Raw genomic sequence first — 25722 nt, 5'->3', positions numbered from 1 at the left:
CATGAACGTGTTGCAAACAACGAACCTATCGAAAACGTACTATTCAAATAAAGGAACAATATCATACCAAGCGCTCAGCGCCTTTGATCTCAGTGTGTCAAAAGGAGAATTTGTCGGGATTATGGGGCCGTCGGGAAGCGGAAAAACCACGCTTTTGAATTTGCTGGCTACCATTGATAAGCCGACCCAGGGCGAGATGATGATCAACGGCATTCAGCCGAAAACGTTAAAGGACCAAGAGCTGGCTTTGTTTCGCAGAAGAGAACTCGGCTTCGTCTTTCAGGATTTTAATCTGCTTGATACGCTGACGATTCGTGAAAATATTCTCTTGCCGCTCGCATTGGATAAGGTAAAGCTGAGAGAAATGGAAGCCCGATTGGATGAACTGGCGGATACGCTGCAAATCAAGCATATTCTCGATCACCGCACATATGAGGTGTCGGGCGGACAGCAGCAGCGGGCAGCCTGTGCCAGAGCGATTATTCACAATCCAGCGCTCATTCTTGCCGATGAACCGACAGGAAACCTCGACTCAAAATCGGCAAAGCAAGTGATGAACACACTAGCTCAGTTGAATGAGGAAAAGGAAGCGACGATTCTGTTGGTTACGCATGATGCCACAGCAGCAAGTTTCTGTAAACGAATTGTTTTTATTAAAGACGGACGTTTCTTTTCAGAGATTCACAGAGGAACAAACAGGCAGGTGTTTTATCAAAGTATATTGGATACCTTGAGTGTGTTGGGAGGCGATTTTCATGAATTTGAGAACTATCGCCCGTAAAAACATTCTTGGGAATCTGCAACGGTATGTGGCCTACTTTTTAAGCTGTGTGTTTGCCGTTTCGGTGTTTTTTGTCTTCACATCATTTATTTTTCATCCTGATGTCAATGAAGACAATATATATGGCGGAAGCCTTGTCAAAACATGCTTGAGCGCAGCTCTTGTCGTCATCATTGTGTTTTGTATATTTTTCATCACATATTCCAATTCAGCGTTTTTGCAGGCAAGAAAGAAAGAGTTTGGGCTGCTGACACTGTTTGGCACATCAAAGCAGCAGCTTCGCAAGATGATTTATTATGAGCAGTCACTTATTTCTCTTGCGGCGATTGCGGCCGGCATTGGAGCAGGCCTGTTATTTTCAAAACTGTTTTTTATGATCATGACATGGATGCTCAGCGTGAAGGTGCCGATTTCGTTTGCCATTGTGCCGAAAGCGTTTGTGATGACAATTGCCGGCTTTCTCATCCTGTTTCAGACGCTGCTCATTTTATCACTGGGACGGATTCGGAAGCTGGAAATCATTGAACTGATTAAATCGGCCAAAAAGCCGAAAAGCTTGCCGGTTTATTCGAAATGGCTCACTGTATTGTCTTTGCTATGTCTTGGCAGCGGTTATTATCTATCTGCAACAGCCAATGCAATTGACATGATGTTTCGGGTATTTCCAATTTTGATTTTAGTGTTAATTGGCACGTATTTCTTTTTTACACAAAGCAGTGTGGCGTTTTTCCGCATGCTGTACCGAAAGAAACACAGCTTCTACAAAGGCACAAATATCATTGTGCGTTCCAACATGATATTCAGGCTGAAGGATCATGCACGCATGCTGTTTTTAACCTCTGTCATTACAGCGGTCATACTAACAGCTACAGGTGTCATCTATATGTTTTATTCCGATTTACAAAGGCAGGAGGAGCAAAGCATTCCTCAGTCTGTTTCCTGGGTGGAAAAGGATGCTTCCCGCTTTCAGGTCATGAAGCCTGAGACGGCTGAGAATACATTGAAAAAAGCTCATGTTGTTATCAAGTATAAGGTGGATGCCACTGGGATTCCTGTCACTTTTCAGTCAGACTTGCCGTATGGAAATAAGAAGATGGAAGCGGAAGCTTTGCTGATTTCAGAAAAGGTCTATAATCAAGTCGCAAAGGAAAAAGGGTTCCCAGTTATTCATTTACAAGAAAATGAAGCATTTATTAATGTTTCTTTTCAAATGATGGTTAAAGACACATTTGGAGAAGGGGAAACAGCAGCATTTCATATGAAGTCAGGAAAAACCCTTTCCTACGTCATGAAAAAGCAGCAAAACAAAGGGATATTGATGTCTGTCGATGGAGTCAGCCGTTTATTGGTTGTCAGCGAAAAGAGCTTTGACAGTCTGTCACAGGATGTGCCGCTGAAGGAACAGATGAGAATGGTAGGTTATGAGCTTGAGCATTGGCAGGAGACGGTGGATGTCTCTGAAAAGCTTGAAAACATGGTGCCGAAAGAACATACATCTGATTTTCAAACACGTGCTCCTAGTTATCAAATTGTGAAGCAGGGAGTTGCATTAATGCTGTTTATTGGTCTGTTTGTCAGCGTGCTGTTTTTTATCGTGCAAGGAAGCATGCTGTATTTGCGGATGTTTACGGAAATAGAAGATACGAGAGTGCAGGTGTTAGCGTTAAAAAGGATAGGGGTTACGGACAAAGAGATTCACTCGATCCTTGGAAAGCAAATAGGATTTTTATTCTTCATCCCATTTATCGCAGGTACGATTCACGCCGGCTTTGCGTATGCAGCGTTAAGTAATATGCTGAATTCCAATTTATTTCTTGAGGCCGTAATTGTCATCTTCATTTATTTTGTATTCCAGGCTGTTTATTATATCGTCACCCGCCATATTTATAAGCGTGCTGTTCTTCAGCGTATGTAATAGAAATCCGGTCTGTTATCAGACCGGATTTTTGATTTATTGAAATTCTCTTGTGAGATTTTTCGGTGTTTGTCCTTGAATGGCTGCAATCATATTTTCGGCGGCCTGTTTGCACATGTTGAAGCGCACTTTAGCTGTTGCTGAACCGATATGAGGAAGCAGCGTGACATTATCCAGCTGCAGAAGCGGATTATCTCGGGTGACAGGCTCTTTTTCGTATACATCTAAGCCGGCTCCCCTGATCCAGCCTTCCTGAAGAGCGCGAACCAGTGCTTTTTCATCGACTGTCTTTCCCCGGGAAATATTGACGAAAATTGCTGAATCCTTCATTAACTTAAATTCACGTTCTCCTATCATGTGATAGGTTTCATCAGTCAGCGGCGTAATGAGAAGAATAAAATCAGATTGCTCCAGCAATGTATCAAGCTCTGCATACTTAACGCCGATGCTGTCTTCTGTTTCTTGTTTGCGATGTCGGTTATGATAAAGCACTTCCATATCAAAACCAAATTTGGCGCGTCTCGCTGCTTGTTCTCCAATTCTGCCCATGCCGATAATGCCTAACGTTTGATGATGAACATCAATTCCGAAAAGCGCTTCCTCTTCCACGGTTCCCCATTTTCCTGCTCTGACAAAACGGTCCAGTTCGGCAACACGTCTGGCGGAAGACAGAATCAGTGAAAAAGCCAGATCTGCAACTGTGTCATCCAGTGTATAAGGTGTATGAGTCCCGACGACTCCTCTTTCTTTCATTGCTTCTATATCGAAGTTATCGTAGCCTACTGATTGGTTGCTGACCACTTTGAGCTTAGGCGCGTGTTCCAGCAACTCACGATTGATTGACGGCCCGGAAGTCCCTGACGTTAAAAGCCCTTCCGCATCTTTTAATTTTTCAAATAGCACGTCACTCGGAAGCGTATCCTCCTGCCATACTTCATAACGGCAATGTTCACCGATGAATGCTTCAATCTCTTCAGGAATCGGTTTTGTGATAAATACAAATGGTTTCAACAAGGCTCCCCCTTTATGGCTATTGTCTATTTCATTATATCGGAAATAAATAGATGTTAAAAATATAGCTGCATTCTTTTTATTTTCTGGTTCTTTTGAACTTAAAATGGAGATCGAACAGCTAAATCTGCTTAAAAAAGTTTTTTAATTATCAGAATTCACCCATATTTTTTGTCAGACAAATCATCAATATGCGAGCAGCAGCCGGATTATAGGATTCATTAAATATAAATTTTATTATCTTTGAAAGATATAAATGTTTATGTTTTGATTCTACAGTCCAATTATAGTGTCTTTTTTTGAAATCCTTTTCTTGGCTTATTCCTATGCTATAATTCCTTACTGTAAGCTGGGTAAGAAGGCTTGCAAAATCATATGGATGGGAGATGAATCAAATGGTTTCTTTAACATCAATTTTGGAACACAATCAGCGGTTTGTCAGAGAGAAGAAGTATGAACCGTACAAAACGACAAAGTTTCCTTCGAAAAAGCTCGTCATTGTCACCTGTATGGATACAAGGCTTACAGAACTTCTTCCGCAAGCAATGGGGCTTAAAAACGGTGATGCTAAAATTGTAAAAAACGCGGGAGCCATCGTTTCTCACCCATTTGGAAGCGTGATGCGAAGCATACTGGTCGCGATTTATGAATTGCAGGCTGAAGAGGTATGCATTGTCGGCCATCATGAATGCGGAATGTCAGGGCTGAATGCGTCCTCGATTCTTGAGAAAGCAAAGGAACGCGGGGTGGAGGATAGCTGCCTGAATTTGCTGACGAGTGCCGGACTCGATTTGAAAACGTGGCTGACTGGTTTTCACAGCGTGGAAGAAAGCGTTTCCCACAGTGTGAACATGATTAAGAATCATCCGCTGCTTCCGAAAAAAGTGCCGGTTCACGGACTTGTCATTCATCCTGAAACAGGAAAACTTGAAGTGGTCATTAACGGTTATGAAACTGAGCTTATAAACAATCACTCATAAGGGAGGTTATAATAAAATATGCGATTCTCAGGGAGATTCAAGGGATACAATTTACAGAAATTTCAGAAAGACTTGATTGCAGGTATCGTAGTAGGTGTCGTGGCAATTCCTTTAGGAATGGCGTTTGCCATTGCCTCGGGAGTCGAGCCTGAATATGGGCTATACACTGTTGTTATAGCAGGGATTTGTATTTCTTTGTTTGGAGGATCAAAATATCAGATTGGCGGTCCGACGGGCGCCTTTGTCCCGATTTTATTCGGCATTATCATGCAGTACGGCTTGGAAAATCTGCTGATTGCGGGGTTTATGGCAGGAGTGATGCTGGTACTTTTTGGGCTGTTTAAGCTCGGGAAAATAATGAAATTCGTGCCCAAACCCGTTATCGTTGGTTTTACAGCCGGAATTGCCGTGCTGATCTTTACGGAACAAATCGCTAATTTTCTCGGATTGAGAAATGTTGAAAAACATGAGAACTTTCATCACAACATGTTTGAAATTGTGCAGCAGCTCGGCACCTTTAACGTGTATGCCATTTTGACAGCTGTGATCGGGCTCGTCATTTTGCTTGTATCCGCCAAGGTGATGCCTAAAGTGCCGGGCGCTTTGTTGGCGCTTCTTATTTCCACAGTGGTCGCGGTTGTCTTTTTCCCTGACCGCATGGCAACGATCGGGTCAACTTATGGAGAAATCCCCCGCCATTTGCCTGAATTTCAGTTTCCTGAGCTTACTCTGGATAAAATGGTTATGCTGTTTCCGGCTGCGCTTGTCATCGCGCTTCTTGGAGGACTTGAGTCGATTTTGTCCGCAATGGTCGCTGATAACATGAAGGGCTCAAAGCATGACAGCAACAAGGAGCTTGTCGGCCAGGGGATTGCGAATATGGCAGCGCCCCTGTTTGGCGGAATCCCGGCTACAGGAGCGATTGCGAGAACGGCGACCAATATAAAAAACGGAGCGGTTTCTCCAGTTTCCGGCGTCGTTCACGGCGTAGTCGTTCTCCTTGTCCTGCTTGTATTTGCGCCTTATGCGTCCCATGTGCCGCTCGCCAGTATGGCACCGATTCTCATGGTGGTCGCATGGAATATGAGTGAGCGCAAGGAAGTCGCAAACATGCTGAGACTGAAAAACGCTGATTCCTTTATTTTGGCGGCGACCTTCGCCCTTACGGTTCTGTTTGACTTAATCATCGGTGTGGCAACCGGATTGCTGCTCGCATTTGTGTTCTTTATCAGAAGAATGAGCGAAGCGACCCGCATCCACAATCAGGAATCGCATCCTGTTCTGGCGAAGAGAGAAGATCCATCTGTCAGCATGTATGCCATAGAAGGGCCGCTGTTTTTCGGGTCAATTGATTCCCTTGAATCGTCATTGCTGGAGCATGTACAGAAAAAACCGAAAACCCTCATTCTGCTCATGAATAAGGTGCACTATATGGATACGTCAGCTGAAGCGGTGCTTGGGAACATTATGAATCGAATTAAACGCCACAATGGAAAGCTGATGATTGTAGGATTGCAATCGCAGCCGAAGGAGCTGCTGCATAAAACAGGCCTTTTTCACAAAATAGGAAAGCAGCATTTCTTTGATCACCATGATGAAATCACAGGTTAAAAAAAGCGGCCATCGCGGCCGCTTTTTTATGCATGCTCAAATCGTTTTGTCAGTTTTTCTTGGTGGGCCTTCATGACGTCTTCTAAAGAGACACCATACATATCAGCAAGAATGGCGATATTTCCGATGACATCTCCCATTTCTTCAATCAATTCTTGTTTTTGCTCAGCACGTGACGATTCTTTCTCATCCGGCCGGTCTCTGCCGATTTCATACGCCCTGACAGCCCGGGCCAGTTCTCCGGCTTCCTCCATTAAAAAGCCGACGCGAATAAAAGGTCCGTATTCTGTCCAGCCTCTTTTTTCGTAAAACTCTTTCATCCATTTTTCTGCATCAGCCAGCTGCAACCTCATCACTCCTGCATTCTTTATGTATTTCATATTGATATTATCACATGAAGATGGGACAATATATAGTGTGTTTTTGAATATTTAACACGATATATAGATGCGGAGATGACAAGATGAAAACCATTTGTGTATTTGCGGGATCAAACCCTGGGGGAAATGAAGCGTATAAAAGAAAAGCGGCAGAGCTTGGCACGTACATGGCTGAGCAGGGAATCGGCCTTGTCTATGGGGGCTCCCGCGTAGGCTTGATGGGCACGATTGCTGACGCGATTATGGAAAACGGCGGAACTGCAATCGGGGTCATGCCGAGCGGTTTGTTCAGCGGGGAGGTTGTCCATCAAAACCTGACTGAGCTGATTGAAGTAAACGGGATGCATGAACGAAAGGCTAAAATGAGCGAGCTGGCGGACGGCTTTATCTCGATGCCGGGCGGCTTCGGTACATATGAAGAATTATTTGAAGTGCTGTGCTGGGCACAGATCGGCATCCACCAAAAGCCAATCGGACTGTACAATGTAAACGGATATTTTGAACCGATGATGAAAATGGTGAAATACAGCATTCAAGAAGGGTTTTCTAACGAATCGCACCTAAAACTGATTCACAGCTCGTCACGGCCGGATGAGTTAATTGAGCAAATGCAAAATTATTCTTATCCGATTTTAGAAAAAAAGTGGACAGAAATTTAAAAAAGAGACTTTCTCATGGAAGTGGAGAGAATGAGTCTGCCACCTAGCGTATGATCCATGAAATATCGAGTGTTTTTAACAAAGTGAGGTTTCCTTAAGGGAAATCTCTTTTTTATTTCTCTTTTGCCTGCATCGTATATTTAACAGTAATAGAGGACTTTATCACTAGTTTGGATAATAAGCACAGATAAGGAGGGGATGAAAATGGCAACATTGTCAGATGTGGCAAAAAAAGCAAATGTTTCGAAAATGACGGTATCACGAGTGATCAATCACCCTGAGACGGTGACAGATGAATTGAAAAAGCTTGTTCATTCTGCGATGAAAGAGCTGAATTACATCCCTAATTATGCGGCGAGAGCGCTCGTGCAAAACAGAACACAGGTTGTGAAACTATTGATACTTGAGGAAATGGATACGACAGAACCATATTACATGAACCTGCTGACAGGAATCAGCAGGGAGCTGGATCGCAATCACTATGCTCTCCAGCTTGTGACAAGAAATTCTCTTAATATTGGCCAATGTGACGGCATTATTGCCACCGGCTTGAGAAAGAACGATTTTGAAGGTGTAATAAAAGCTTTTGAGAAGCCGCTCGTCGTATTTGGACAAAATGAAATGGGCTATGACTTTATCGATGTGAATAACGAGAAAGGCACTTTTATGGCAACCCGCCATGTTATGGGGCTGGGGGAGCGGGAAGTTGTCTTTTTTGGCATTGATTTAGATGAGCCTTTCGAACGTGCAAGAGAACAGGGGTATATACGGGCGATGAATAAAAGCTTTAAAAAATCGAATATGTTTCGGATCGACAACAGTTCAAAGAAAAGTGAAGACCTTGCAAGAGAACTGCTGAAATCCATGGACAATCAGGCCGCATTTGTCTGCGCATCTGATCGAATCGCGCTCGGCGTCATTCGTGCGGCGCAATCCCTTGGAAAGCGAATTCCAGAAGACGTTGCGGTTACCGGGAATGACGGTGTGTTTCTTGATCGCATCTCCTCGCCGCGCTTGACTACGGTCAGACAGCCTGTTGTTGAAATGGGGGAAGCCTGTGCGAAAATGTTGCTGAAAAAAATGAATGAAGACGGTGCTGCACAAGGAAGTCTATTTTTTGAACCAGAGTTAATTGTACGAGAATCAACGCTGTAAGCGCCTTATTCTGTTATCGGTAACAGGGTGAAAAGGATTGTTCCCACAATTTCATCATGATACTTTCAAACTATGAGCCGGCTTCAATAAAACGGAAATCAAAGGGGGAAACATGATGGAATATGCAGCGATTCACCACCAGCCATTCAGCACAGATGCTTATTCTTATGATGGGCGGACTGTGCATATCAAGATTCGGACGAAAAAAGGTGATGCAGATCACATTCGATTCATTTGGGGTGATCCCTATGAGTACAACGACGGCAAATGGTCGGCAAACGAGCAGCCGATGAGAAAAATTGCTGCAACAGAAATGCATGACTATTGGTTTGCTGAAGTGGTGCCGCCATTTAGGCGTTTACAATATGCGTTTGTTGTAACAGACGATCATGAAGACATCTTTTTCGGAAGTTCGGGTGTATGCCCTTATAACGAAAAAACACTGGAAACGATTCATTATTACTTTAAATTTCCGTTTGTTCACGAGGCTGATACATTTCAAGCGCCTGAATGGGTCAAGTCAACGGTTTGGTATCAAATTTTTCCGGAGCGTTTTGCAAATGGAAGAGAAGACTTGTCACCGAAGAATGCATTGCCGTGGGGGAGCAAGGACCCGGGCGTCAATGATTTTTTTGGAGGGGATTTACAAGGAATTGTTGACAAGCTTGATTATTTAGAGGATTTAGGGGTGAACGGCATTTATCTGACGCCGATCTTTTCCGCGCCTTCTAATCATAAATACGACACGCTGGATTACTTTTCTATTGATCCGCATTTCGGGGATCCTGAGCTTTTTCGTACATTGGTCAGCCAGCTGCATCAGCGGGGGATGAGAATTATGCTTGATGCGGTTTTTAACCATATAGGAAGCGCGTCTCCGCAATGGCAGGATGTCGTCAAAAACGGAGATCAATCCCGCTATAAGGACTGGTTCCATATTCACTCTTTTCCCGTCACAGACGACAATTATGACAGGTTTGCTTTTACAGCTGATATGCCGAAGCTAAACACGGCTAATCCCGAGGTGCAGAAATATTTGCTTGATATTGCTTTGTACTGGATTCGCGAATTTGACATTGACGGCTGGCGTTTGGATGTCGCAAATGAAGTGGATCACGCTTTTTGGAAGACATTCAGGCAGGCTGTAACTACTGAAAAGCCTGACGTTTATATTTTAGGTGAGATCTGGCATTCTGCCGAACCCTGGCTTAGAGGGGATGAATTTCATGCGGCGATGAATTACCCTTTTACAGAGCCTATGATTGAATACTTTGCTGACCAGACGATCTCAGCTTCACGTATGGCTCACCGTGTCAATGCACATTTGATGAATGGGATGAAGCAGGCCAATGAGGTGATGTTTAATTTACTGGATAGCCATGATACAAAGCGCCTTTTGACCAGATGCCGCAATGATGAGAAGAAAGCACGCGCATTGCTGGCCTTTATGTTTGCCCAGGCAGGTTCCCCCTGCATTTATTACGGGACGGAAATCGGGCTGGACGGCGAAAATGATCCATTATGCCGGAAATGTATGGTTTGGGAAAAGGAGAAGCAAAACCAAGACATGCTGCAATTTATGAAACGGTTAATTGCTTTACGCAAGCAGGAAAACACTTTATTGACTGAAGGACATCTTGAGTGGAATCTGCTGGACGACAAAAATGATTTTATTAGCTTTTCGCGGACTCTTGATGAAAAAATACTGATTTATTTCTTTAATCAAGGGAATGTGGTTCAACACGTCAGTTTACGAGAGTTGAATATTGATAGGAATAAGAAAATCTGTGATGCATGGACAGAGCAGCCACTTCATCATCACGATGTCATTGCCGTTCAGCCGGGAGAATTTTTGATTTTGAGTGCTGCTGCCCCTGTATAACATTCTGTTATCGGTAACAAATCGAAAGTTGTTGTAACCGCTTTCTATAGGACGATACAATTGTTATAGTTTCGTAAATAGAAGGGGGAAAAGAGATGGTTCTTTTAAAAAAGGGGTTCGCCATATTGGCGGCATCATTTCTGGCAATCGGCCTTGCCGCCTGCTCAAGTTCAAAAAATCCAGCAAGCGCTGATGGCAAAAAGGTGCTGACTGTGTCTGTCGAAGAAACGTATAAAGAATACATTGAAAGCATAAAAACAAAGTTTGAAAAAGAGAATGACGTCACAGTAAAAATTGTTGAAAAGCAAATGTTCGAACAGTTGGAGGCGCTTCCTCTTGATGGCCCGGCGGGTAATGCGCCTGATGTTATGCTGGCTGCATATGACCGGATCGGCAGTTTGGGACAGCAAGGACATTTGCTTGACATTAAGCCATCTCATACAAAAAGCTTTGGTGATAAAGAAATGCAGCAGGTGACAGTTGACGGCAAAGTGTACGGAATGCCGCTAGTCATTGAGACACTTATTTTGTATTACAACAAAGATCTTTTAAAAACAGCGCCAAAAACATTTAAAGACCTTGAAAAGTTAACGGAAGATCCTCGATTCGCGTTTGCTTCGGAAAAAGGAAAATCAACCGGATTTTTAGCAAAATGGACTGACTTTTATATGTCGTACGGCTTATTGGCTGGATACGGCGGATATGTGTTTGGAAAAAACGGCACAGATTCCGGGGACATTGGCCTGAATAACAAAGGTGCTGTGGAAGCCGTGAAATATGCGGAGAAATGGTTTAAAACCTATTGGCCGAAAGGAATGCAAGACAATTCAAGCGCAGACGACTTTATTCAGCAGATGTTTTTAGAAGGCAAAGCGGCTGCGATCATTGGCGGTCCTTGGTCAGCTGCCAACTATAAAGAGGCTAAATTGAACTACGGAGCGGCTCCCATTCCGACATTGCCAAATGGAGAAGAATACGCCCCTTTTGCTGGCGGGAAGGGCTGGGTTGCCTCGAAATATACAAAAGAGCCCGAGCTGGCTGAAAAATGGCTTGAGTATGCTGCAAATGATGCCAATGCTTACGCTTTTTATGAGGATACAAACGAAGTTCCGGCCAACACGGCTGCAAGGAAGAAAGCCGATGAGCAAAAGAATGAACTGACGTCAGCTGTAATTAAACAATATGAAACAGCAACGCCGACTCCAAATATTCCGGAAATGGCTGAAGTATGGACAGGAGCGGAAAGTTTAATTTTTGATGCAGCTTCAGGAAAAAAATCGACACAAACATCAGCGAATGATGCTGTAAACGTCATAAAGGAAAATATTAAAGAAAAGTATGTGAAATAAAACGGCGGGATAGCGTCCGGAAGAATAGAGGGCGGAAAAAATGAATAAACATCACACACTTGCAAAGCAAAAACGAAAGGCAGGGCTTTTATCGATCATTCCAGGACTTGGGCAGATTGCGAATCAGCAATTGTCAAAGGGGCTCTTATTTCTTGCCATCACAGGCTTGTTTGCTTTTGAATTATGCGTTTTCGGTATACAGGCGCTAACCGGATTGATGACATTGGGAAGTGTTCCCGGTGAAGATCACTCGCTGTTTATGCTGATTGAAGGCACGCTGCAATTGATCGTGACGGTGATTTTCCTCATGTTCTATATCTTTAATATCCATGATTCGCGTAAGACCGCCGCTATGAAAGCGGCGGGTTTGGAAGTCAATACAACAGCCAAGGATATGATCTGTCATGCGGGCGATAAAGGGTTTCCATATCTATTTACACTTCCGGCATATATCATGATGGTGTTTGTGATTATTTTTCCGGTTTTGGTGACTCTGTTTGTTGCATTAACAAACTATGATTTTTATCATATTCCGCCTAATCGTCTGATTGACTGGGTCGGGTTTAAAAATTTCTTAAATATTTTTTTCCTTGGCTCCTATCGTGAAACATTTGTGAATGTACTGGGCTGGACGGTTATCTGGACAATCTGTGCAACAACGCTGCAAATCATTTTAGGTATTGTGACGGCACTTTTCGTCAATCAGGATTTTATAAAAGGCAAGCGGATATTTCGAATGATTTTCTTATTTCCATGGGCTGTTCCGGCGTTTATTACAATCATGAGTTTTTCCAACATGTTTAACGACAGCATAGGAGCGGTGAATGCACAGGTGATTCCACTATTCAATCACCTGCCGTTTGTTGAGCTGCCTGCGATCGCGTGGAAGACTGATCCTTTCTGGACAAAGACAGCCCTCATTATGATTCAGACGTGGCTCGGCTTTCCATATATATATGTCATGGTAACGGGAGTGCTTCAGGCGATTCCAGGTGAACTGTATGAAGCGGCAAAGATTGACGGGGCCACTTTTATTCAGCGTTTTCGGCATATTACATTCCCGATGATTTTATTTGCCACAGCACCCGTGATGATTACTCAGTATACGTTTAATTTCAATAATTTCTCGATCATCTATTTATTTAATGAGGGAGGGCCAGGCAGTGCGGGAGCCGGGGCCGGGTCGACCGATATCTTAATTTCGTGGATTTATAAACTGACAACAGGCACATCACCCCAATATTCCGTTGCGGCGGCTGTGACACTGTTAATTTCTTTCATTGTCATTGGGATTTCACTGATTGCTTTCAAAAAATCGAATGCTTTTGGCAATGAGGAGGTTATGTAGGTGAACGCGAGAACTGCCAGATTCCTTAATAGAATCTGTACGTATTTATTTTTGACGCTTTTAAGTATTGTCATTATCTATCCGTTGCTGATTACGGCATCATCAGCCTTCCGTGTGGGGAATTCGGCGGCTTTTCAGCTCGATTTTTCGGGTTCTTGGACATTGGATCATTTTAAGCGGCTATTTGACGAAACGCTTTATCTCAATTGGTACAGCAATACACTTGTCATCGCGCTATCGGTCATGGTTTTGCAGGTTACAATCGTGACACTTGCCGGGTACTCGTACAGCCGCTATCGGTTTGCAGGCAGAAAAAAGAGTCTGATATTCTTTTTAATCATTCAAATGGTGCCGACAATGGCGGCGCTGACTGCTTTTTATGTCTTGGCGATGCTAATAGGCGCACTCGATCAATACTGGTTTTTAACAGCGATCTATATCGGCGGCGGAATTCCGATGAACACGTGGCTGATGAAAGGTTATTTTGATACTGTGCCGAGAGAAATTGATGAAGCCGCGCGAATTGACGGAGCGGGACATCTGAGGATTTTCGCTTCAATTGTTCTGCCGCTTGTTAAGCCAATGCTCGCGGTACAAGCGCTTTGGGCGTTTATGGCACCATTTGGCGACTATTTGCTGGCGAAATTTCTGCTTCGCTCACCGGAAAGGCTGACCATCGCTGTAGGATTACAATCCTTTATTTCTAATCCGCAGCAGCAAAAAGTAGCTCTATTTGCAGCCGGTGCCATCCTTGCCGCACTGCCGATATGCGTTCTATTCTTTTTTCTCCAAAAGAACTTTGTGTCCGGATTGACAGCCGGCGGAACAAAGGGGTAATTCCAATGAAGAATCTGGAGAATGAAAGCTTTATCATCCGCTGCCTGAAGGCGGCTGCATCCCCATCAGGTGTTTGCCGCTATGGGAATACCTTCAGCTGGCTGCAGCTCTCTTTTCTCTTTCTGTTTTTAACGGCCTGCTTAATGGCGCCGTTAGCGGTTTCGTTTGTGAAAATGGATCACTTCAGCGTTGCATCTTTCATGCCGTCAGCGATTCAAGGGGTTAATGATCAATTTGCTGATCAATTGCAGGGTTTTCAAATCAGGAACGGAAAACTAACAGGCGGGAAGAGCTCTGAGAGAATTGAAGATGGGCAGAATGTGATGGCAGTCGATGTGAAGCATGAATATGAGACAAGCGGTGAAAATGGGCGATTGAAAGTAACTGGATTTGAAAACGCCATCATATTTCAACCTGATCAACTGGTGATCACCGATCAAAACGAAACGGGGTTTTCTGTTGGCTATGCGAAAATGGACGTTAAGCTCGAGAAACCAAACGTCCATGATGTAGAGGTCTTGATCGATACATTGTGGTTGGCACAGTATAAGCCGATGATCATGATGCTGGCATATACGGTGGTTTCTATGATCCAGCTTTTGTTAACGTTTGTTCTTGCAGGTGGCCTCTGGATCACAAAAATATCAAACATGATCTCTATTGCGTCATTCAAGGAAGCAGTATCTACGGCGATTTGCGCCTCGGCATTGCCGGCATTTGCGGCAGCTGCTATCGGCATGGTTCATTTTGATTTGATTACTGTATTGATGATCCATTCGTGGGGCGTTACTTTGATGATTTCTTTTGCATTTAGATATTTGACCAAAACCCGCCGTGATAATGGAAACTTACATTCGGGAGGAAATGATGATAAATCAGCGGTTATTTGAGATTGATGAATGGAAAATCAAAACAAATACATTTAATAAGGAGCATACACGGCTGCTGGAAAGCCTGACGTCTCTTGCCAATGGCTATATGGGGGTCAGAGGGAATTTTGAAGAAGGCTATTCAGGCGACAGTCACCAAGGCACATATATTGCAGGCGTGTGGTTCCCCGACAAAACGCGAGTAGGCTGGTGGAAAAACGGGTATCCAGAATATTTCGGAAAAGTGATCAATGCGATGAACTTTATAGGCATAGGCTTATATGTTGACGGTGAAAAAATCGATCTCCATCAAAACCCAATCGAATCATTTGAGGTAGAACTCAATATGAAAGAGGGGATTCTGCGGCGAAGCGCTGTTGTCCGCATTCAGGATAAATCCGTCAGAATCAGGTCAGAGCGGTTTCTTAGCCTTGCTGTAAAAGAACTCTGTGCGATTCATTATGAAGCGGAGTGCCTGACGGGAGATGCTGTCATTACGCTTGTTCCTTACCTGGATGGAAATGTGGCAAATGAAGATTCTAACTACCAAGAACAGTTTTGGCAGGAGGAAGCGAAAGGTGCTGATTCTCACAGCGGCCATTTAGCGGCAAAAACGATCGAAAATCCATTTGGAACACCGCGCTTCACGGTTTTAGCCGCGATGGCAAACGAGACGGAGGGTTTTGTCAATAAAAGCTTTAAAACGAATGAAATGTATGTCGAGAATCGCTACAGCTACCAAACGAAGGCATCTTTGAAAAAGTTTGTGATTGTCACGACTTCCCGTGATTTTCGGGAGGAAGAGCTTTTTTCGAAAGCCAAGGAGCTTTTGGCGGATGTGGTTGAGTACGGCTATGAAAAAGCAAAACGGAGGCACACTGATCGATGGAAGGAAAGATGGGCAAAAGCGGACATTGAGATTAAAGGAGATAAGGAGCTTCAACAAGGAATACGCTACAATATCTTTCAGTTATTCTCGACATATTACGGGGGCGATGCCCGTTTGAATATCGGGCCGAAAGGATTTACTGGCGAGAAATATGGAGGTGCCGCATATTGGGATACTGAGGCGTACGCCGTTCCGATGTATTTGGCGACAGCCGAGCCGGAGGTGACGAAAAACCTGCTTTTGTATCGCTATCATCAGTTGGAGGCTGCCAAACGAAACGCTGCAAAATTGGGGATGAAGGGGGCACTTTATCCGATGGTGACGTTCACCGGTGATGAATGCCACAACGAATGGGAAATCACCTTTGAAGAAATTCACCGCAATGGCGCGATCTGTTATGCGATCTACAATTATATCAATTATACAGGCGACTGTAACTATATGGAAGAATACGGGATAGATGTTCTTGTGGCAGTCAGCAGATTTTGGGCCGACCGTGTTCACTTCTCGAAACGAAAAAATAAGTATATGATCCATGGCGTTACAGGGCCGAATGAATACGAAAACAACGTTAACAACAATTGGTATACGAATGTCATTGCGGCTTGGACGTTGGAGTATACTCTACAAAGTCTCGAAAGTATCTCAGCGGAGAAACGCCGCCTTCTGGATGTGCTGGAAGAAGAATTGAAAGTCTGGAGAGAAATCATCCAGCACATGTACTATCCATTTAGTGAAGAACTGCAAATTTTCGTTCAGCATGACACGTTCTTGGACAAAGACCTGCAAACAGTTGACGAATTAGATCCAGCGGAACGGCCTCTTTACCAGAATTGGTCATGGGACAAGATTCTCCGTTCCAATTTTATTAAGCAGGCAGATGTTCTCCAAGGCATTTATCTTTTTAATGACCGTTTTACAATGGAAGAAAAACGGAGAAACTTTGAATTTTATGAGCCAATGACTGTTCATGAATCAAGCCTATCGCCCTCTGTCCATGCGATTCTTGCAGCCGAACTCAAGCTGGAAAAGAAAGCGCTCGAATTATATAAGCGCACAGCAAGGCTTGATCTTGATAATTACAATCATGATACGGAAGAAGGCTTGCATATTACTTCAATGACGGGTAGCTGGCTGGCAATCGTTCATGGCTTTGCAGGCATGCGCACCGCGAATGAGACGCTGTCATTTGCTCCGTTTTTGCCGAAAGAATGGGACGAATATTCATTCAACATCAATTATCGAAATCGATTAATCAATGTGACGGTTAACGAAAAGCGCGTTATTTTTGAGCTTGTAAAAGGCGAGCCGCTGCACATGAACGTTTATGAGGAGCCAGTTGTCCTACAGGGACGATGTGAAAGGAGAACGCCTAATGAGTGAATGGTGGAAAGAAGCTGTCGTTTATCAAATTTACCCGCGCAGTTTTTATGATGCCAATGGAGATGGATTCGGAGATTTGCAAGGTGTGATTCAAAAGCTGGATTACATCAAAAATCTCGGGGCGGATGTCATCTGGCTCTCCCCGGTATTTGATTCCCCGCAGGATGACAACGGATATGATATCAGCGATTACAAAAACATGTACGAAAAGTTTGGGACAAATGAAGATATGTTTCAGCTGATTGATGAAGCCCATAAACGCGGAATGAAAATCGTCATGGATTTGGTCGTGAACCACACATCAGATGAGCATGCTTGGTTTGCTGAAAGCCGCAAGTCGAAGGACAATCCTTACCGGGATTATTATTTTTGGAAAGATCCTAAATCGGACGGCTCAGAGCCGAATAATTGGGGATCGATCTTTTCAGGCTCAGCGTGGACATACGATGAAGGAACAGGGCAGTATTATTTGCACTACTTTTCGAAAAAACAGCCTGATTTAAATTGGGAAAACGAAGCCGTTCGCCGGGAAGTTTATGATGTAATGAGATTCTGGATGGATAGAGGCGTTGACGGCTGGCGGATGGATGTGATCGGCTCTATTTCTAAATACACCGATTTTCCGGACTACGAAACGGATCACAGCCGCAGCTATATTGTTGGCCGTTATCACTCTAACGGCCCACGTCTTCATGAGTTTATTCAAGAGATGAACAGGGAAGTGCTTTCTCATTACGACTGCATGACAGTCGGAGAGGCAAACGGCTCTGATATTGAAGAGGCGAAAAAGTACACAGATGCAAGCAGGCAAGAGCTGAATATGATCTTTACATTTGAACATATGGATATTGATACAGAACAAAACTCGCCAAATGGGAAATGGCAGATCAAGCCGTTTGATTTGATTGCTTTAAAAAAGACGATGACAAGGTGGCAGACCGGGTTAATGAATGTCGGCTGGAATACCCTTTATTTTGAGAACCATGACCAGCCGAGGGTTATTTCCCGCTGGGGCAATGACGGGAAGCTGCGTAAGGAATGTGCGAAGGCATTTGCAACGGTTTTGCACGGCATGAAAGGAACGCCGTTTATTTACCAGGGAGAAGAAATCGGCATGGTCAACAGCGATATGCCGCTGGAGATGTATGATGATCTTGAAATAAAGAATGCATATCGTGAACTAGTCGTCGAAAACAAAACGATGTCAGAAAAAGAGTTTGTCAAAGCCGTGATGATAAAAGGAAGGGATCATGCGAGAACACCGATGCAGTGGGATGCCGGAAAACATGCGGGATTCACAGCCGGAGACCCGTGGATACCGGTAAATTCCCGCTATCAAGATATCAATGTGAAAGAGTCCTTGAAAGATCAAGATTCGATTTTCTTTTACTATCAGAAGCTCATTCAATTACGAAAGCAATATAAGATTATGATATATGGCGATTATCAGCTTTTGCAGGAGAATGATCCGCAGGTCTTTTCTTACCTTCGAGAATATCAAGGGGAAAAGCTTCTTGTCGTTGTGAATTTATCGGAAGAAAAGGCTCTGTTCGTAGCGCCTCCAGAACTGATTCATGAGCGTTGGAAAGTGCTGATTTCAAACTATCCGCAGGAGCGGGCTGACTTAAAGAGTATTAGCCTCAAACCTTATGAAGCTGTGATGGGCATTAGTATATGAAAGCGGTCATTTTTGATTTAGACGGAGTGATAACAGATACTGCTGAATATCATTTTCTCGCTTGGAAGCACGTCGCAGAACAAATCAATATTCCCTTTGACAGAGACATGAATGAAAGGCTAAAAGGAATCAGCAGAGAAGAGTCACTTGAAAGCATATTGATCTTTGGCGGTGCGGAAACAAAGTATACAAATGCGGAGAAACAAGAGCTTATGCATCGGAAAAATCACAATTATCAAACGCTGATCAGCAAATTGACGCCGGAAGATCTTTTACCGGGGATTGGCAGGCTCCTATGTCAATTGAAAAACGAAAATATAAAAATCGGGTTAGCATCTTCAAGTCGCAATGCTCCTAAGATTTTAAGACGTTTGGCAATTATCGATGATTTTGATGCCATTGTTGATCCGACGACTCTTGCGAAGGGGAAGCCTGATCCTGACATCTTTTTAACAGCTGCAGCGATGCTCGATGTTTCCCCTGCTGATTGCGCGGCAATAGAAGACGCAGAAGCAGGCATTTCTGCAATCAAATCTGCGGGGATGTTTGCGGTTGGTGTCGGTCAAGGACAGCCGATGCTTGGTGCTGATCTAGTTGTGAGGCAGACGAGTGATCTAACACTTGAGCTGTTACACGAGGAATGGGAGCAGTTTAGAATCAAAAGTGTTTAAATGAAAAAAACCTGCAAGAGACGCAGCTCTTGCAGGTTGTGTTATTACTTTTTGTCTTCTGTGTGAGTCAAAATTTTGTCAATCAGGCCGTATTCAAGCGCTTCTTCAGCAGACTTGAAGTTATCACGGTCTGTGTCACGTTCGATCACTTCAAGCGGCTGGCCAGTACGTTCAGCTAGGACTTTGTTTAATTTGTCGCGAAGCAAGAGAATGCGTTTCGCAGCAATTTCAATTTCTGTCGCTTGACCTTGCGCACCGCCAAGAGGCTGGTGAATCATGACTTCACTGTTTGGAAGTGCATAGCGTTTGCCTTTTTCGCCGGCTGCAAGCAGGAACGCGCCCATTGACGCAGCCATACCGATACAAATTGTAGATACCTTCGGCTTAATAAACTGCATGGTATCATAGATCGCCATACCGGCTGTAATAGAGCCGCCCGGGCTGTTGATGTAAAGAGAAATTTCTTTTTCAGGGTCTTCTGCTGCTAAGAATAAAAGCTGTGACACGATGGAGTTCGCAACGTTGTCATCAATCGCAGATCCAAGCATGATGATACGATCCTTTAATAGACGAGAATAAATGTCATACGCTCTTTCTCCGCGGTTCGTTTGTTCAATGACTGTAGGTATTAAATTCATAATGCTCCTCCTTCACCTTTTAGGTAAGTATGTAGTTACATGATACATTTTTGGTCAATAAAGGTCAAACAAAAAGCTGGCCTAATATGCAAAGTCGTCTCTTTTTCCCATTTTCCCCAAAAATACAGGGGTTCAAACCATCGTATGTCAGATTGCCAATTAAGATGCTTTGTCTATTTAAAAAACGGCCTCTCGAAATAGAGGGTTGTTATTTGAATGGAATTATCGTATAATTAGTTGTGCTGACGTTCTCATAACGCAGTCATTCTGCGCTCGTAGCTCAGTTGGATAGAGCGGTGGTTTCCGGTACCACGTCTGTCGGGGGTTCGAATCCCTCCGAGCGCGTCCAATAGAACAACAGGAAAGACAAGGGTTTGGCGATTTGCCACTCTTGTCTTTTTTGTTTTGGTTCATAAATTTTTCTTGCTGCAACATAAATTTTCCTTCTCTCGGGCACGTTATGGAATGTATGCGATATTGAATTTGCGAGGAGGATGAACATGGGTATTTTAAGCGGAAATCCGCAGGATGAACCGATGCATTACGGTGAGGTATTCGGCTTGTGGAGTTATGTGATGGCGGGCAATAAAATGGTCGGCAATTACCAAATGCTATTGAATCATGTCGGTGATGACGACCTGAAGAAACTGCTTCGTGAGTCTATTGAGAAATGCCAAGATGAAATCAAACAGGTCAGCACGATCCTGAAAGAAAACGGGGTGGCGCTGCCGCCGGCTTCTCCTGAACCGCCGACAGCAGATCTTAACGACATTCCGCCTGGCGCACGGTTTCTCGATCCGGATGTGGCGGCCTCCGCGGCAGCAGAAAATGCTGCAGGTCTGGTGACATGCAGCAAAATGATGGGGCAATCGATTCGTGAGGATATTGCCATGATGTTTGGGCAATTTCATATGTCGAAAGCGGCAACCGGCGCAAAATACTTAAGGCTGCTAAAAAACAAAGGCTGGCTCATCCCACCGCCGCTTCATCTTCAAAAACATCACGAAGCTTAATGGCAAAGGCATATACAGCTGTATATGCCTTGATTTTATGAAGATGACGTAAGACGCAGGCCGATGACGCCAGCTAGGATAAGGCAAAGTGAAATCACCTGTGAAAGCTGAAACCGCTCCTTAAACCAGATGAGCCCGACCGCCGAAACACCAATGCTTCCAATGCCAGTCCAGACGGCATATGCGACTCCGGCAGGCAGGACGATCATCGCTTGGGAAAGGCAGTAAAAGGATAAGCCGAATCCAACAGTCATCACAATGATTGGCCATTTTTTTCTTGTTCCGTCTATATATTTCATGGCAATGGCAGCTATAATTTCTTCTATGCCGGCAATCACTAATAAAAACCATGCCATTATTGTTCACCTCCCGGCTGAGATTCGCTTTCTTTCGTAAATAATTTCATTCCTAAAATGCCAGCCAGCAATAAAGCTAAAAAGAACATTTGGGCTGCTGAGAAGGATTCGCCCAGAACAATTCCAGTCAGATATGTTCCGACGGTTCCGATTCCCACAAACACAGTGTACGCCGCGGCCATCGGGATTTTTTGATAAGAGCGGATCAACAGGATAAAGCTGACCGCGATTAAGATAAAAATGATGATCCAATCCAAAAGCGAATCGGCATGTTTGAGGGAAGAGGCCCAAACAACTTCTAAAAGCCCTGCAATAAAAACAAGAACCCAATTCAAATGAAACACCTCTCTATTTTTATGAATGAACGTCAGTCATTTTTAGAATATTAAAAAATGAGCGGTGTTACCCAGTCATTTTTTAAGCAGTACCTAAGCTCCGTTTTAAGAAAGTAAAGATTTCTTTTTTATACACTTCAACATTTTCATCTTGTTCAAATCCGATATAGAATCGTTCTGCAGTATTCTCGACCAAGTTGATAATCGTTCTGGCCGTCCATTTTGAATTGATTCCTTCCGTTACCTCATGGTTTGCAATGGCCTTGTTGATGATTTTTTCAAGCCAGGAATAATAAGGCTGATAGATCGTCTCCCATTTTTCCATGGAGTGGTCGATCGCAAGCCCGGAATAACAGAGGACAATAATATCCTTATGGCGTTCTGTAATGAGAAATGTCTCATCAATTAATATATCTAAAACGGTCCAAAAATCCTCGTCCCCATGCAGCCTACCTTTGATTTGATCAAGTGTATGGGTGAGAAGATTTTCTGCAATGGCCGGTATGAGGGCATTTTTAGATGAGAAATACAAATAGAATGTTCCTTGGGCAGTGCCGGCCTTTTTGACAATATCAGAAATAGATGCTTTGTCGAGGCCTTTTTCAGAAATGACTTCTATGGCAGCCTGCAGAATTTTTTCATATTTGCCCGATGATTGTTTTGGCATGAGGAACACCTCCGATAATGACTGACTATCATTCATTTTATCGCGTGTATGTATGTTTGTAAAGAATAAAGAAGCAAGAAAACCTCTTGCTTCTTTATTTATCATAATCAATGGCGGCTTTTGGGAGCCCGGTATACTTTGCCCAGTAATAAATCGCAAGTGAGCCGATCGCGACTAAAATGAGGTCGACGGGATTGCTGATAATCCCTAAACCATGTCCGAAAGAACCGATGTAGGAAAAGATCAGCATCATAATATAAAACCCGATAAGCCACCAGGCTGATTTCAGCTGCTGAGCGAGGCTGACATCTTCTTTAGGCGTATATTTGCTGAAACAGAGATAGATCAAAAACATCACGAGTTGTGAACCGAGCAGCCAGGAGACTGTTTTCCATCCTGACCAGTACACGATAAACGCTGTAAATATAAAGGAAAGCGGCCCGATAATGCTCATTCCCTTTAAATAAAACGGCCTGTTTAAGTCCTTCGCGTTGACCCTCAGCGCAGCTGAAGAAATGGGTGCAATCGCATATGAAAGAATGAGCGCGACTGAACAGACATTGACGAGCGCGTTCCACGAAGGAAAGGGAAGTGTCCAGAAAATGGACAGGGCAAACGAAAGCCAAAGCGAAGCGCGGGGTGTCCCCGTATCTTTATTGACCTTTGAGAATATGCCAAATAATGTGCCGTTACGCGCCCAGGCGTAAACAAGGCGGGATGTCGTATTCATAAAGATATTCCCGTTTCCACCAGGAGACAGAATGGCGTCTAAAATGACAAGCGTTGCAAGCCAGCCTAACCCGAGCATGACCGCAATATCCTTAAACGGCAATGAGAACTCCCGGCCAATTGCCGGCCAGCCATGTTTCAGTGTTTCTGTCGGGATTGCACCAATAAAGGTGACCTGCAAAACTGTATAAATGATGGTTGAAACGATGATGCAAATGATTAAAGCGATCGGGATATTGCGTTTTGGATTTTGGACTTCGCCTGCTACAGATACAATCGGATGCAGGCCGAGATACGCAAACATGACGCCGCCTGTCGAGATGGCAGCCTGAATACCTGTAAATCCAAACGGTGCAAATCCTTGAACGGATAAATTCTCCGGCTGAAAATGAAAGATCAGCACAATAATGATGGTAATCGGCACAATATATTTAAAAATCGATATGATGAAATTCGCCTTAGCGAAGGTTTTGACGCTCCAATAATTCAGCAGGAAAAACAAGCATAATAGGGCAAATTGCAAGATCCAGCCGGAAATGGTCGGCGAATCAGACCCTTTAATGGTCAGGCCGGGAAACCAATAGGCCACATACTGGCGCACAGCTGTCACTTCAATTGAAATCAAGCTTGTATAAGCGACAATCGTGACAAACGAAATTAAGTAGCCGACAAGGTGGCCATGTGAATAAACGGGGTATCGAATGATGCCTCCGGTACGGGGCAGAGCGGCTCCGAGCTCTGCATATACGAGCCCGATTAACAAAATAATGGCTCCTCCGAGGATCCAGGAAAAAGCGCCGGAGGGCCCTGCTTTTGAAGCGACATTACTGACAGCGAACAGCCACGCTGATCCAAAGATGGCTCCCATCCCAATCAAAATCAGATCAAACAGCGACATTGATTTTTGAAAATTTCCTTGTTTAGACATTCGCTTCCTCCTTTGAAACCAGCCTTATATTTCTTACAATGCCCAATATGTAACAGAGAATACCGCTCCTAATAAAAAAACAGGGGCAGCCTGCGCCGCCCCTGTTTTTATTCATGAATCGAATCAAAGTGTTTCACTGTTATATTTTTGAAGGAGGCTGTGCCGCCGTCAGAATAAAGGGTAATTCCTTTATCTTCAGGTTTTGGGAAGACTTCATTTGAAAAAACGGTTTTCCCGTCGCCAACAAATACTTCTATCGTTGTTTTATCGACAAGTATTTTCAAATGCACCTTACGTTTGTTTACATCATAAGGAGCTTTGCTTTCGACATAGGTATTGCTTTTGTCAGGTTGATTTGTGGCTGCTCTATTGACATAAGCATAGCCGCCTTCAGCGAAAATACCGACATCAATATGGCGTTTTTGGTCTTCTGATTCTCTGAGCCTGACGCCTGCATTCTTTAGCTCTGACCAAGAAAGATCCGTATCAAGCTGGTACGTATCACCTGTTATCGACAATGTTTTTGATCCGTTCACATCCTGATCCTCTATTTCGTCAGTTGAAACAGTCAGCTGCTCCAAAGCTTCAATCGGCTGTGAGACGAGGCTGTATGTTCCATCCTGCTCCTTCAGCCGGAGTTCGCGTATGACAGAATCTGTGCCGTTAAAGCCGTTCTTCATTGTCGGGGTGTTGTTGGCATAATCCCAATTGTTCATCCAGGCAAGCGCATACCGCTTTTCTAATGGATCTGTGCTTTTGCTGTCTTCGAACGTCACACCGCCATACCAGTCGAAGCCATAGTCAAGCCATTGGGCTTCAGTCTGATCCGCTTTGAATTCTTTTCCGTCGAAGCTTCCGGTCCAGTAGGCGTACGTATTTGGTTTGCCCCACGGTTTGCCATTCGCGCTGGCACCGAGAACCCACTTATTCGTTCCGTCGCTTGCCCGCATGATGTAGAGGTCGGGGCATTCCACCATTCCCGCCTGTTCTGGGAAGAATCCGCTTGTGTAATGCCAGTCCTTAAGATTATCGGATTCATAAAAGCCGATTTTTGATCCTTCAGCCATGACCATGACCCATTTGTTATCTTGGTCATCCCATATGACTTTCGGATCTCTGAAATCGTCTGTACCCGGATTAGGCATAACGGGGTTGCCACTGTAGAATTTGAATGATTTTCCCTTATCTGTGCTGTACCACAAATATTGTTCCTGTTTTTTGTCTTTGGCTGAGGGCTGTGTCACAATCGCGACAAGCGCATTTTTCCCAAAGCCGGCTGTGTTCTCTTTATCAACCACGACGGAACCGGTCCAAATGTCACCGTCCGGGTTTGTATATTTCGGAATCGCCACGCCTTCATCGGTCCAGTGCACCAAATCCTCTGAGACGGCATGGCGCCATTCTGTGCCGTTGCCTTTTGGGTAATCCCGGTTATATAGATAGAAATAATGATACTTGCCATCAAAATAGATCGGTTTTTGAGGGTCATTTTTCCATTTATCCGGCGTCGTAAAATGATATGCCGCCCGGTAGTCCGGCTTCTGTTTTGATTTTGTTTTTTGGTCATGTCCTTCTTTTGGAAATAAGTCGATAAACAGCAATATTCCTAAAAAGGTTAGGAATACGGTTAGCCATTTGCCTGCTTTTATATAGTTCAT

Annotated in this window: 23 protein-coding genes and 1 tRNA gene; 16 read left to right on the top strand and 8 right to left on the bottom strand. The window is 44.0% G+C overall.

Features of this window, described 5'->3' with window-relative positions:
• Window position 1 precedes the first annotated feature (1 nt).
• Window positions 2–781: a lantibiotic ABC transporter ATP-binding protein PsdA gene (gene psdA / locus KXZ66_RS18265; protein ID WP_003228167.1), complete on the top strand. Its 780-nt coding sequence runs from the start codon at window positions 2–4 to the stop codon at window positions 779–781.
• The gene (gene psdB / locus KXZ66_RS18260; RefSeq protein ID WP_041850493.1) at window positions 756–2696 is read left to right on the top strand and encodes a lantibiotic ABC transporter permease PsdB; all 1941 of its coding nucleotides are present in this window, start codon (window positions 756–758) and stop codon (window positions 2694–2696) included. Before psdA ends, psdB begins: the two co-directional genes overlap by 26 nt.
• 36 nt (window positions 2697–2732) lie before the next feature.
• Here psdB and KXZ66_RS18255 read toward each other — a convergent pair whose 3' ends face one another.
• Window positions 2733–3710 (bottom strand): 2-hydroxyacid dehydrogenase, encoded by a 978-nt coding sequence (locus KXZ66_RS18255; protein WP_072173470.1) that lies wholly within the window; start codon window positions 3708–3710, stop codon window positions 2733–2735.
• A 383-nt stretch (window positions 3711–4093) separates the two neighbouring features.
• Here KXZ66_RS18255 and KXZ66_RS18250 point away from each other — a divergent pair, with 383 nt between their 5' ends.
• Window positions 4094–4687 carry a beta-class carbonic anhydrase gene (locus tag KXZ66_RS18250; protein WP_163138367.1) on the top strand — a complete coding sequence of 198 codons (594 nt, stop codon included), beginning with the start codon at window positions 4094–4096 and terminating at the stop codon, window positions 4685–4687.
• A gap of 18 nt (window positions 4688–4705) precedes the next feature.
• Entirely contained in the window at window positions 4706–6298 is a 1593-nt protein-coding gene (locus KXZ66_RS18245) for a SulP family inorganic anion transporter (protein ID WP_003228175.1), read from the top strand.
• Window positions 6299–6324: 26 nt separating this feature from the next.
• Here KXZ66_RS18245 and KXZ66_RS18240 read toward each other — a convergent pair whose 3' ends face one another.
• Entirely contained in the window at window positions 6325–6645 is a 321-nt protein-coding gene (locus KXZ66_RS18240; protein WP_003242570.1) for a MazG nucleotide pyrophosphohydrolase domain-containing protein, read from the bottom strand.
• Between the two features lie 116 nt (window positions 6646–6761).
• On the opposite strand from KXZ66_RS18240, the gene KXZ66_RS18235 reads away from it, so the two are divergent.
• The 10 genes from KXZ66_RS18235 (at window position 6762) to pgmB (ending at window position 19398) form a co-directional block, all read left to right on the top strand.
• The gene (locus KXZ66_RS18235) at window positions 6762–7337 is read left to right on the top strand and encodes an LOG family protein (RefSeq protein WP_014665480.1); all 576 of its coding nucleotides are present in this window, start codon (window positions 6762–6764) and stop codon (window positions 7335–7337) included.
• Between the two features lie 204 nt (window positions 7338–7541).
• Complete coding sequence (locus tag KXZ66_RS18230; RefSeq protein ID WP_032726916.1) at window positions 7542–8492, top strand: LacI family DNA-binding transcriptional regulator; 951 nt, start codon at window positions 7542–7544, stop codon at window positions 8490–8492.
• Between the two features lie 112 nt (window positions 8493–8604).
• Window positions 8605–10374, top strand: coding sequence for a maltogenic alpha-amylase (gene mdxD, locus KXZ66_RS18225; RefSeq protein WP_219144682.1), 1770 nt, complete (start codon window positions 8605–8607; stop codon window positions 10372–10374).
• Between the two features lie 95 nt (window positions 10375–10469).
• Window positions 10470–11723 (top strand): maltodextrin ABC transporter substrate-binding protein MdxE, encoded by a 1254-nt coding sequence (mdxE, locus tag KXZ66_RS18220; RefSeq protein WP_088327031.1) that lies wholly within the window; start codon window positions 10470–10472, stop codon window positions 11721–11723.
• Between the two features lie 40 nt (window positions 11724–11763).
• Window positions 11764–13071 (top strand): maltodextrin ABC transporter permease MdxF, encoded by a 1308-nt coding sequence (gene mdxF / locus KXZ66_RS18215; protein WP_014478063.1) that lies wholly within the window; start codon window positions 11764–11766, stop codon window positions 13069–13071.
• Entirely contained in the window at window positions 13072–13908 is an 837-nt protein-coding gene (gene mdxG / locus KXZ66_RS18210; protein WP_017695262.1) for a maltodextrin ABC transporter permease MdxG, read from the top strand. It abuts the gene before it with no gap.
• Window positions 13909–13913: 5 nt separating this feature from the next.
• Window positions 13914–14798, top strand: a complete 885-nt coding sequence (locus KXZ66_RS18205; RefSeq protein ID WP_088327029.1) for a DUF1189 domain-containing protein — start codon at window positions 13914–13916, stop codon at window positions 14796–14798.
• Complete coding sequence (mdxK, locus tag KXZ66_RS18200; protein ID WP_128422566.1) at window positions 14776–17049, top strand: maltose phosphorylase; 2274 nt, start codon at window positions 14776–14778, stop codon at window positions 17047–17049. The genes KXZ66_RS18205 and mdxK overlap by 23 nt, the downstream gene beginning before the upstream one ends.
• Complete coding sequence (gene malL / locus KXZ66_RS18195; RefSeq protein WP_163138368.1) at window positions 17042–18727, top strand: oligo-1,6-glucosidase; 1686 nt, start codon at window positions 17042–17044, stop codon at window positions 18725–18727. Before mdxK ends, malL begins: the two co-directional genes overlap by 8 nt.
• A complete protein-coding gene (gene pgmB / locus KXZ66_RS18190) occupies window positions 18724–19398 on the top strand; it encodes a beta-phosphoglucomutase (protein ID WP_041850503.1) in 675 nt (224 codons plus the stop codon). Before malL ends, pgmB begins: the two co-directional genes overlap by 4 nt.
• A 44-nt stretch (window positions 19399–19442) precedes the next feature.
• On the opposite strand, the gene clpP is transcribed toward pgmB, so the two are convergent.
• Window positions 19443–20036, bottom strand: coding sequence for an ATP-dependent Clp endopeptidase proteolytic subunit ClpP (gene clpP / locus KXZ66_RS18185; protein WP_003228214.1), 594 nt, complete (start codon window positions 20034–20036; stop codon window positions 19443–19445).
• 269 nt (window positions 20037–20305) lie between these two features.
• On the opposite strand from clpP, the gene KXZ66_RS18180 reads away from it, so the two are divergent.
• Both KXZ66_RS18180 and KXZ66_RS18175 read left to right on the top strand, forming a co-directional pair.
• A tRNA-Arg gene (locus KXZ66_RS18180) sits at window positions 20306–20381 on the top strand.
• 155 nt (window positions 20382–20536) lie between these two features.
• Window positions 20537–21049, top strand: coding sequence for a DUF3231 family protein (locus KXZ66_RS18175; protein WP_003243249.1), 513 nt, complete (start codon window positions 20537–20539; stop codon window positions 21047–21049).
• Window positions 21050–21084: 35 nt separating this feature from the next.
• Here the strand turns inward: KXZ66_RS18175 and KXZ66_RS18170 are convergent, their stop codons facing one another.
• The 5 genes from KXZ66_RS18170 to levB all read right to left on the bottom strand — a co-directional run bounded on the left by KXZ66_RS18170 (window position 21085) and on the right by levB (window position 25722).
• Entirely contained in the window at window positions 21085–21405 is a 321-nt protein-coding gene (locus KXZ66_RS18170) for a QacE family quaternary ammonium compound efflux SMR transporter (protein WP_003228222.1), read from the bottom strand.
• Window positions 21405–21740 (bottom strand): SMR family transporter, encoded by a 336-nt coding sequence (locus KXZ66_RS18165; protein ID WP_038429685.1) that lies wholly within the window; start codon window positions 21738–21740, stop codon window positions 21405–21407. Before KXZ66_RS18165 ends, KXZ66_RS18170 begins: the two co-directional genes overlap by 1 nt.
• A gap of 82 nt (window positions 21741–21822) precedes the next feature.
• Window positions 21823–22407: a TetR/AcrR family transcriptional regulator gene (locus KXZ66_RS18160; RefSeq protein ID WP_072175091.1), complete on the bottom strand. Its 585-nt coding sequence runs from the start codon at window positions 22405–22407 to the stop codon at window positions 21823–21825.
• 94 nt (window positions 22408–22501) lie between these two features.
• Entirely contained in the window at window positions 22502–24064 is a 1563-nt protein-coding gene (gene aspP, locus KXZ66_RS18155) for an aspartate/proton symporter AspP (RefSeq protein ID WP_003228228.1), read from the bottom strand.
• 107 nt (window positions 24065–24171) lie between these two features.
• Entirely contained in the window at window positions 24172–25722 is a 1551-nt protein-coding gene (levB, locus tag KXZ66_RS18150; protein WP_088327021.1) for a 2,6-beta-fructan 6-levanbiohydrolase, read from the bottom strand.

This window comes from Bacillus sp. LJBS17 (assembly GCF_019334685.1).
GTDB classification, from domain to species: Bacteria; Bacillota; Bacilli; order Bacillales; family Bacillaceae; genus Bacillus; species Bacillus subtilis.
The sequence above is the reverse complement of the archived record's forward strand: the minus strand, read 5'-3'. Positions and strand labels throughout refer to the sequence as shown.

Coding starts and splice junctions, on each gene's coding strand:
- psdA (WP_003228167.1), top strand. CDS start 2: ATGAACGTGTTGCAAACAACGAACCTATCGAAAACGTACTATTCAAAT.
- psdB (WP_041850493.1), top strand. CDS start 756: ATGAATTTGAGAACTATCGCCCGTAAAAACATTCTTGGGAATCTGCAA.
- KXZ66_RS18250 (WP_163138367.1), top strand. CDS start 4,094: ATGAATCAAATGGTTTCTTTAACATCAATTTTGGAACACAATCAGCGG.
- KXZ66_RS18245 (WP_003228175.1), top strand. CDS start 4,706: ATGCGATTCTCAGGGAGATTCAAGGGATACAATTTACAGAAATTTCAG.
- KXZ66_RS18235 (WP_014665480.1), top strand. CDS start 6,762: ATGAAAACCATTTGTGTATTTGCGGGATCAAACCCTGGGGGAAATGAA.
- KXZ66_RS18230 (WP_032726916.1), top strand. CDS start 7,542: ATGGCAACATTGTCAGATGTGGCAAAAAAAGCAAATGTTTCGAAAATG.
- mdxD (WP_219144682.1), top strand. CDS start 8,605: ATGATGGAATATGCAGCGATTCACCACCAGCCATTCAGCACAGATGCT.
- mdxE (WP_088327031.1), top strand. CDS start 10,470: ATGGTTCTTTTAAAAAAGGGGTTCGCCATATTGGCGGCATCATTTCTG.
- mdxF (WP_014478063.1), top strand. CDS start 11,764: ATGAATAAACATCACACACTTGCAAAGCAAAAACGAAAGGCAGGGCTT.
- KXZ66_RS18205 (WP_088327029.1), top strand. CDS start 13,914: ATGAAGAATCTGGAGAATGAAAGCTTTATCATCCGCTGCCTGAAGGCG.
- mdxK (WP_128422566.1), top strand. CDS start 14,776: ATGATAAATCAGCGGTTATTTGAGATTGATGAATGGAAAATCAAAACA.
- malL (WP_163138368.1), top strand. CDS start 17,042: ATGAGTGAATGGTGGAAAGAAGCTGTCGTTTATCAAATTTACCCGCGC.
- pgmB (WP_041850503.1), top strand. CDS start 18,724: ATGAAAGCGGTCATTTTTGATTTAGACGGAGTGATAACAGATACTGCT.
- clpP (WP_003228214.1), bottom strand. CDS start 20,036: ATGAATTTAATACCTACAGTCATTGAACAAACGAACCGCGGAGAAAGA.
- KXZ66_RS18175 (WP_003243249.1), top strand. CDS start 20,537: ATGGGTATTTTAAGCGGAAATCCGCAGGATGAACCGATGCATTACGGT.
- KXZ66_RS18170 (WP_003228222.1), bottom strand. CDS start 21,405: ATGGCATGGTTTTTATTAGTGATTGCCGGCATAGAAGAAATTATAGCT.
- KXZ66_RS18160 (WP_072175091.1), bottom strand. CDS start 22,407: ATGCCAAAACAATCATCGGGCAAATATGAAAAAATTCTGCAGGCTGCC.
- aspP (WP_003228228.1), bottom strand. CDS start 24,064: ATGTCTAAACAAGGAAATTTTCAAAAATCAATGTCGCTGTTTGATCTG.
- levB (WP_088327021.1), bottom strand. CDS start 25,722: ATGAACTATATAAAAGCAGGCAAATGGCTAACCGTATTCCTAACCTTT.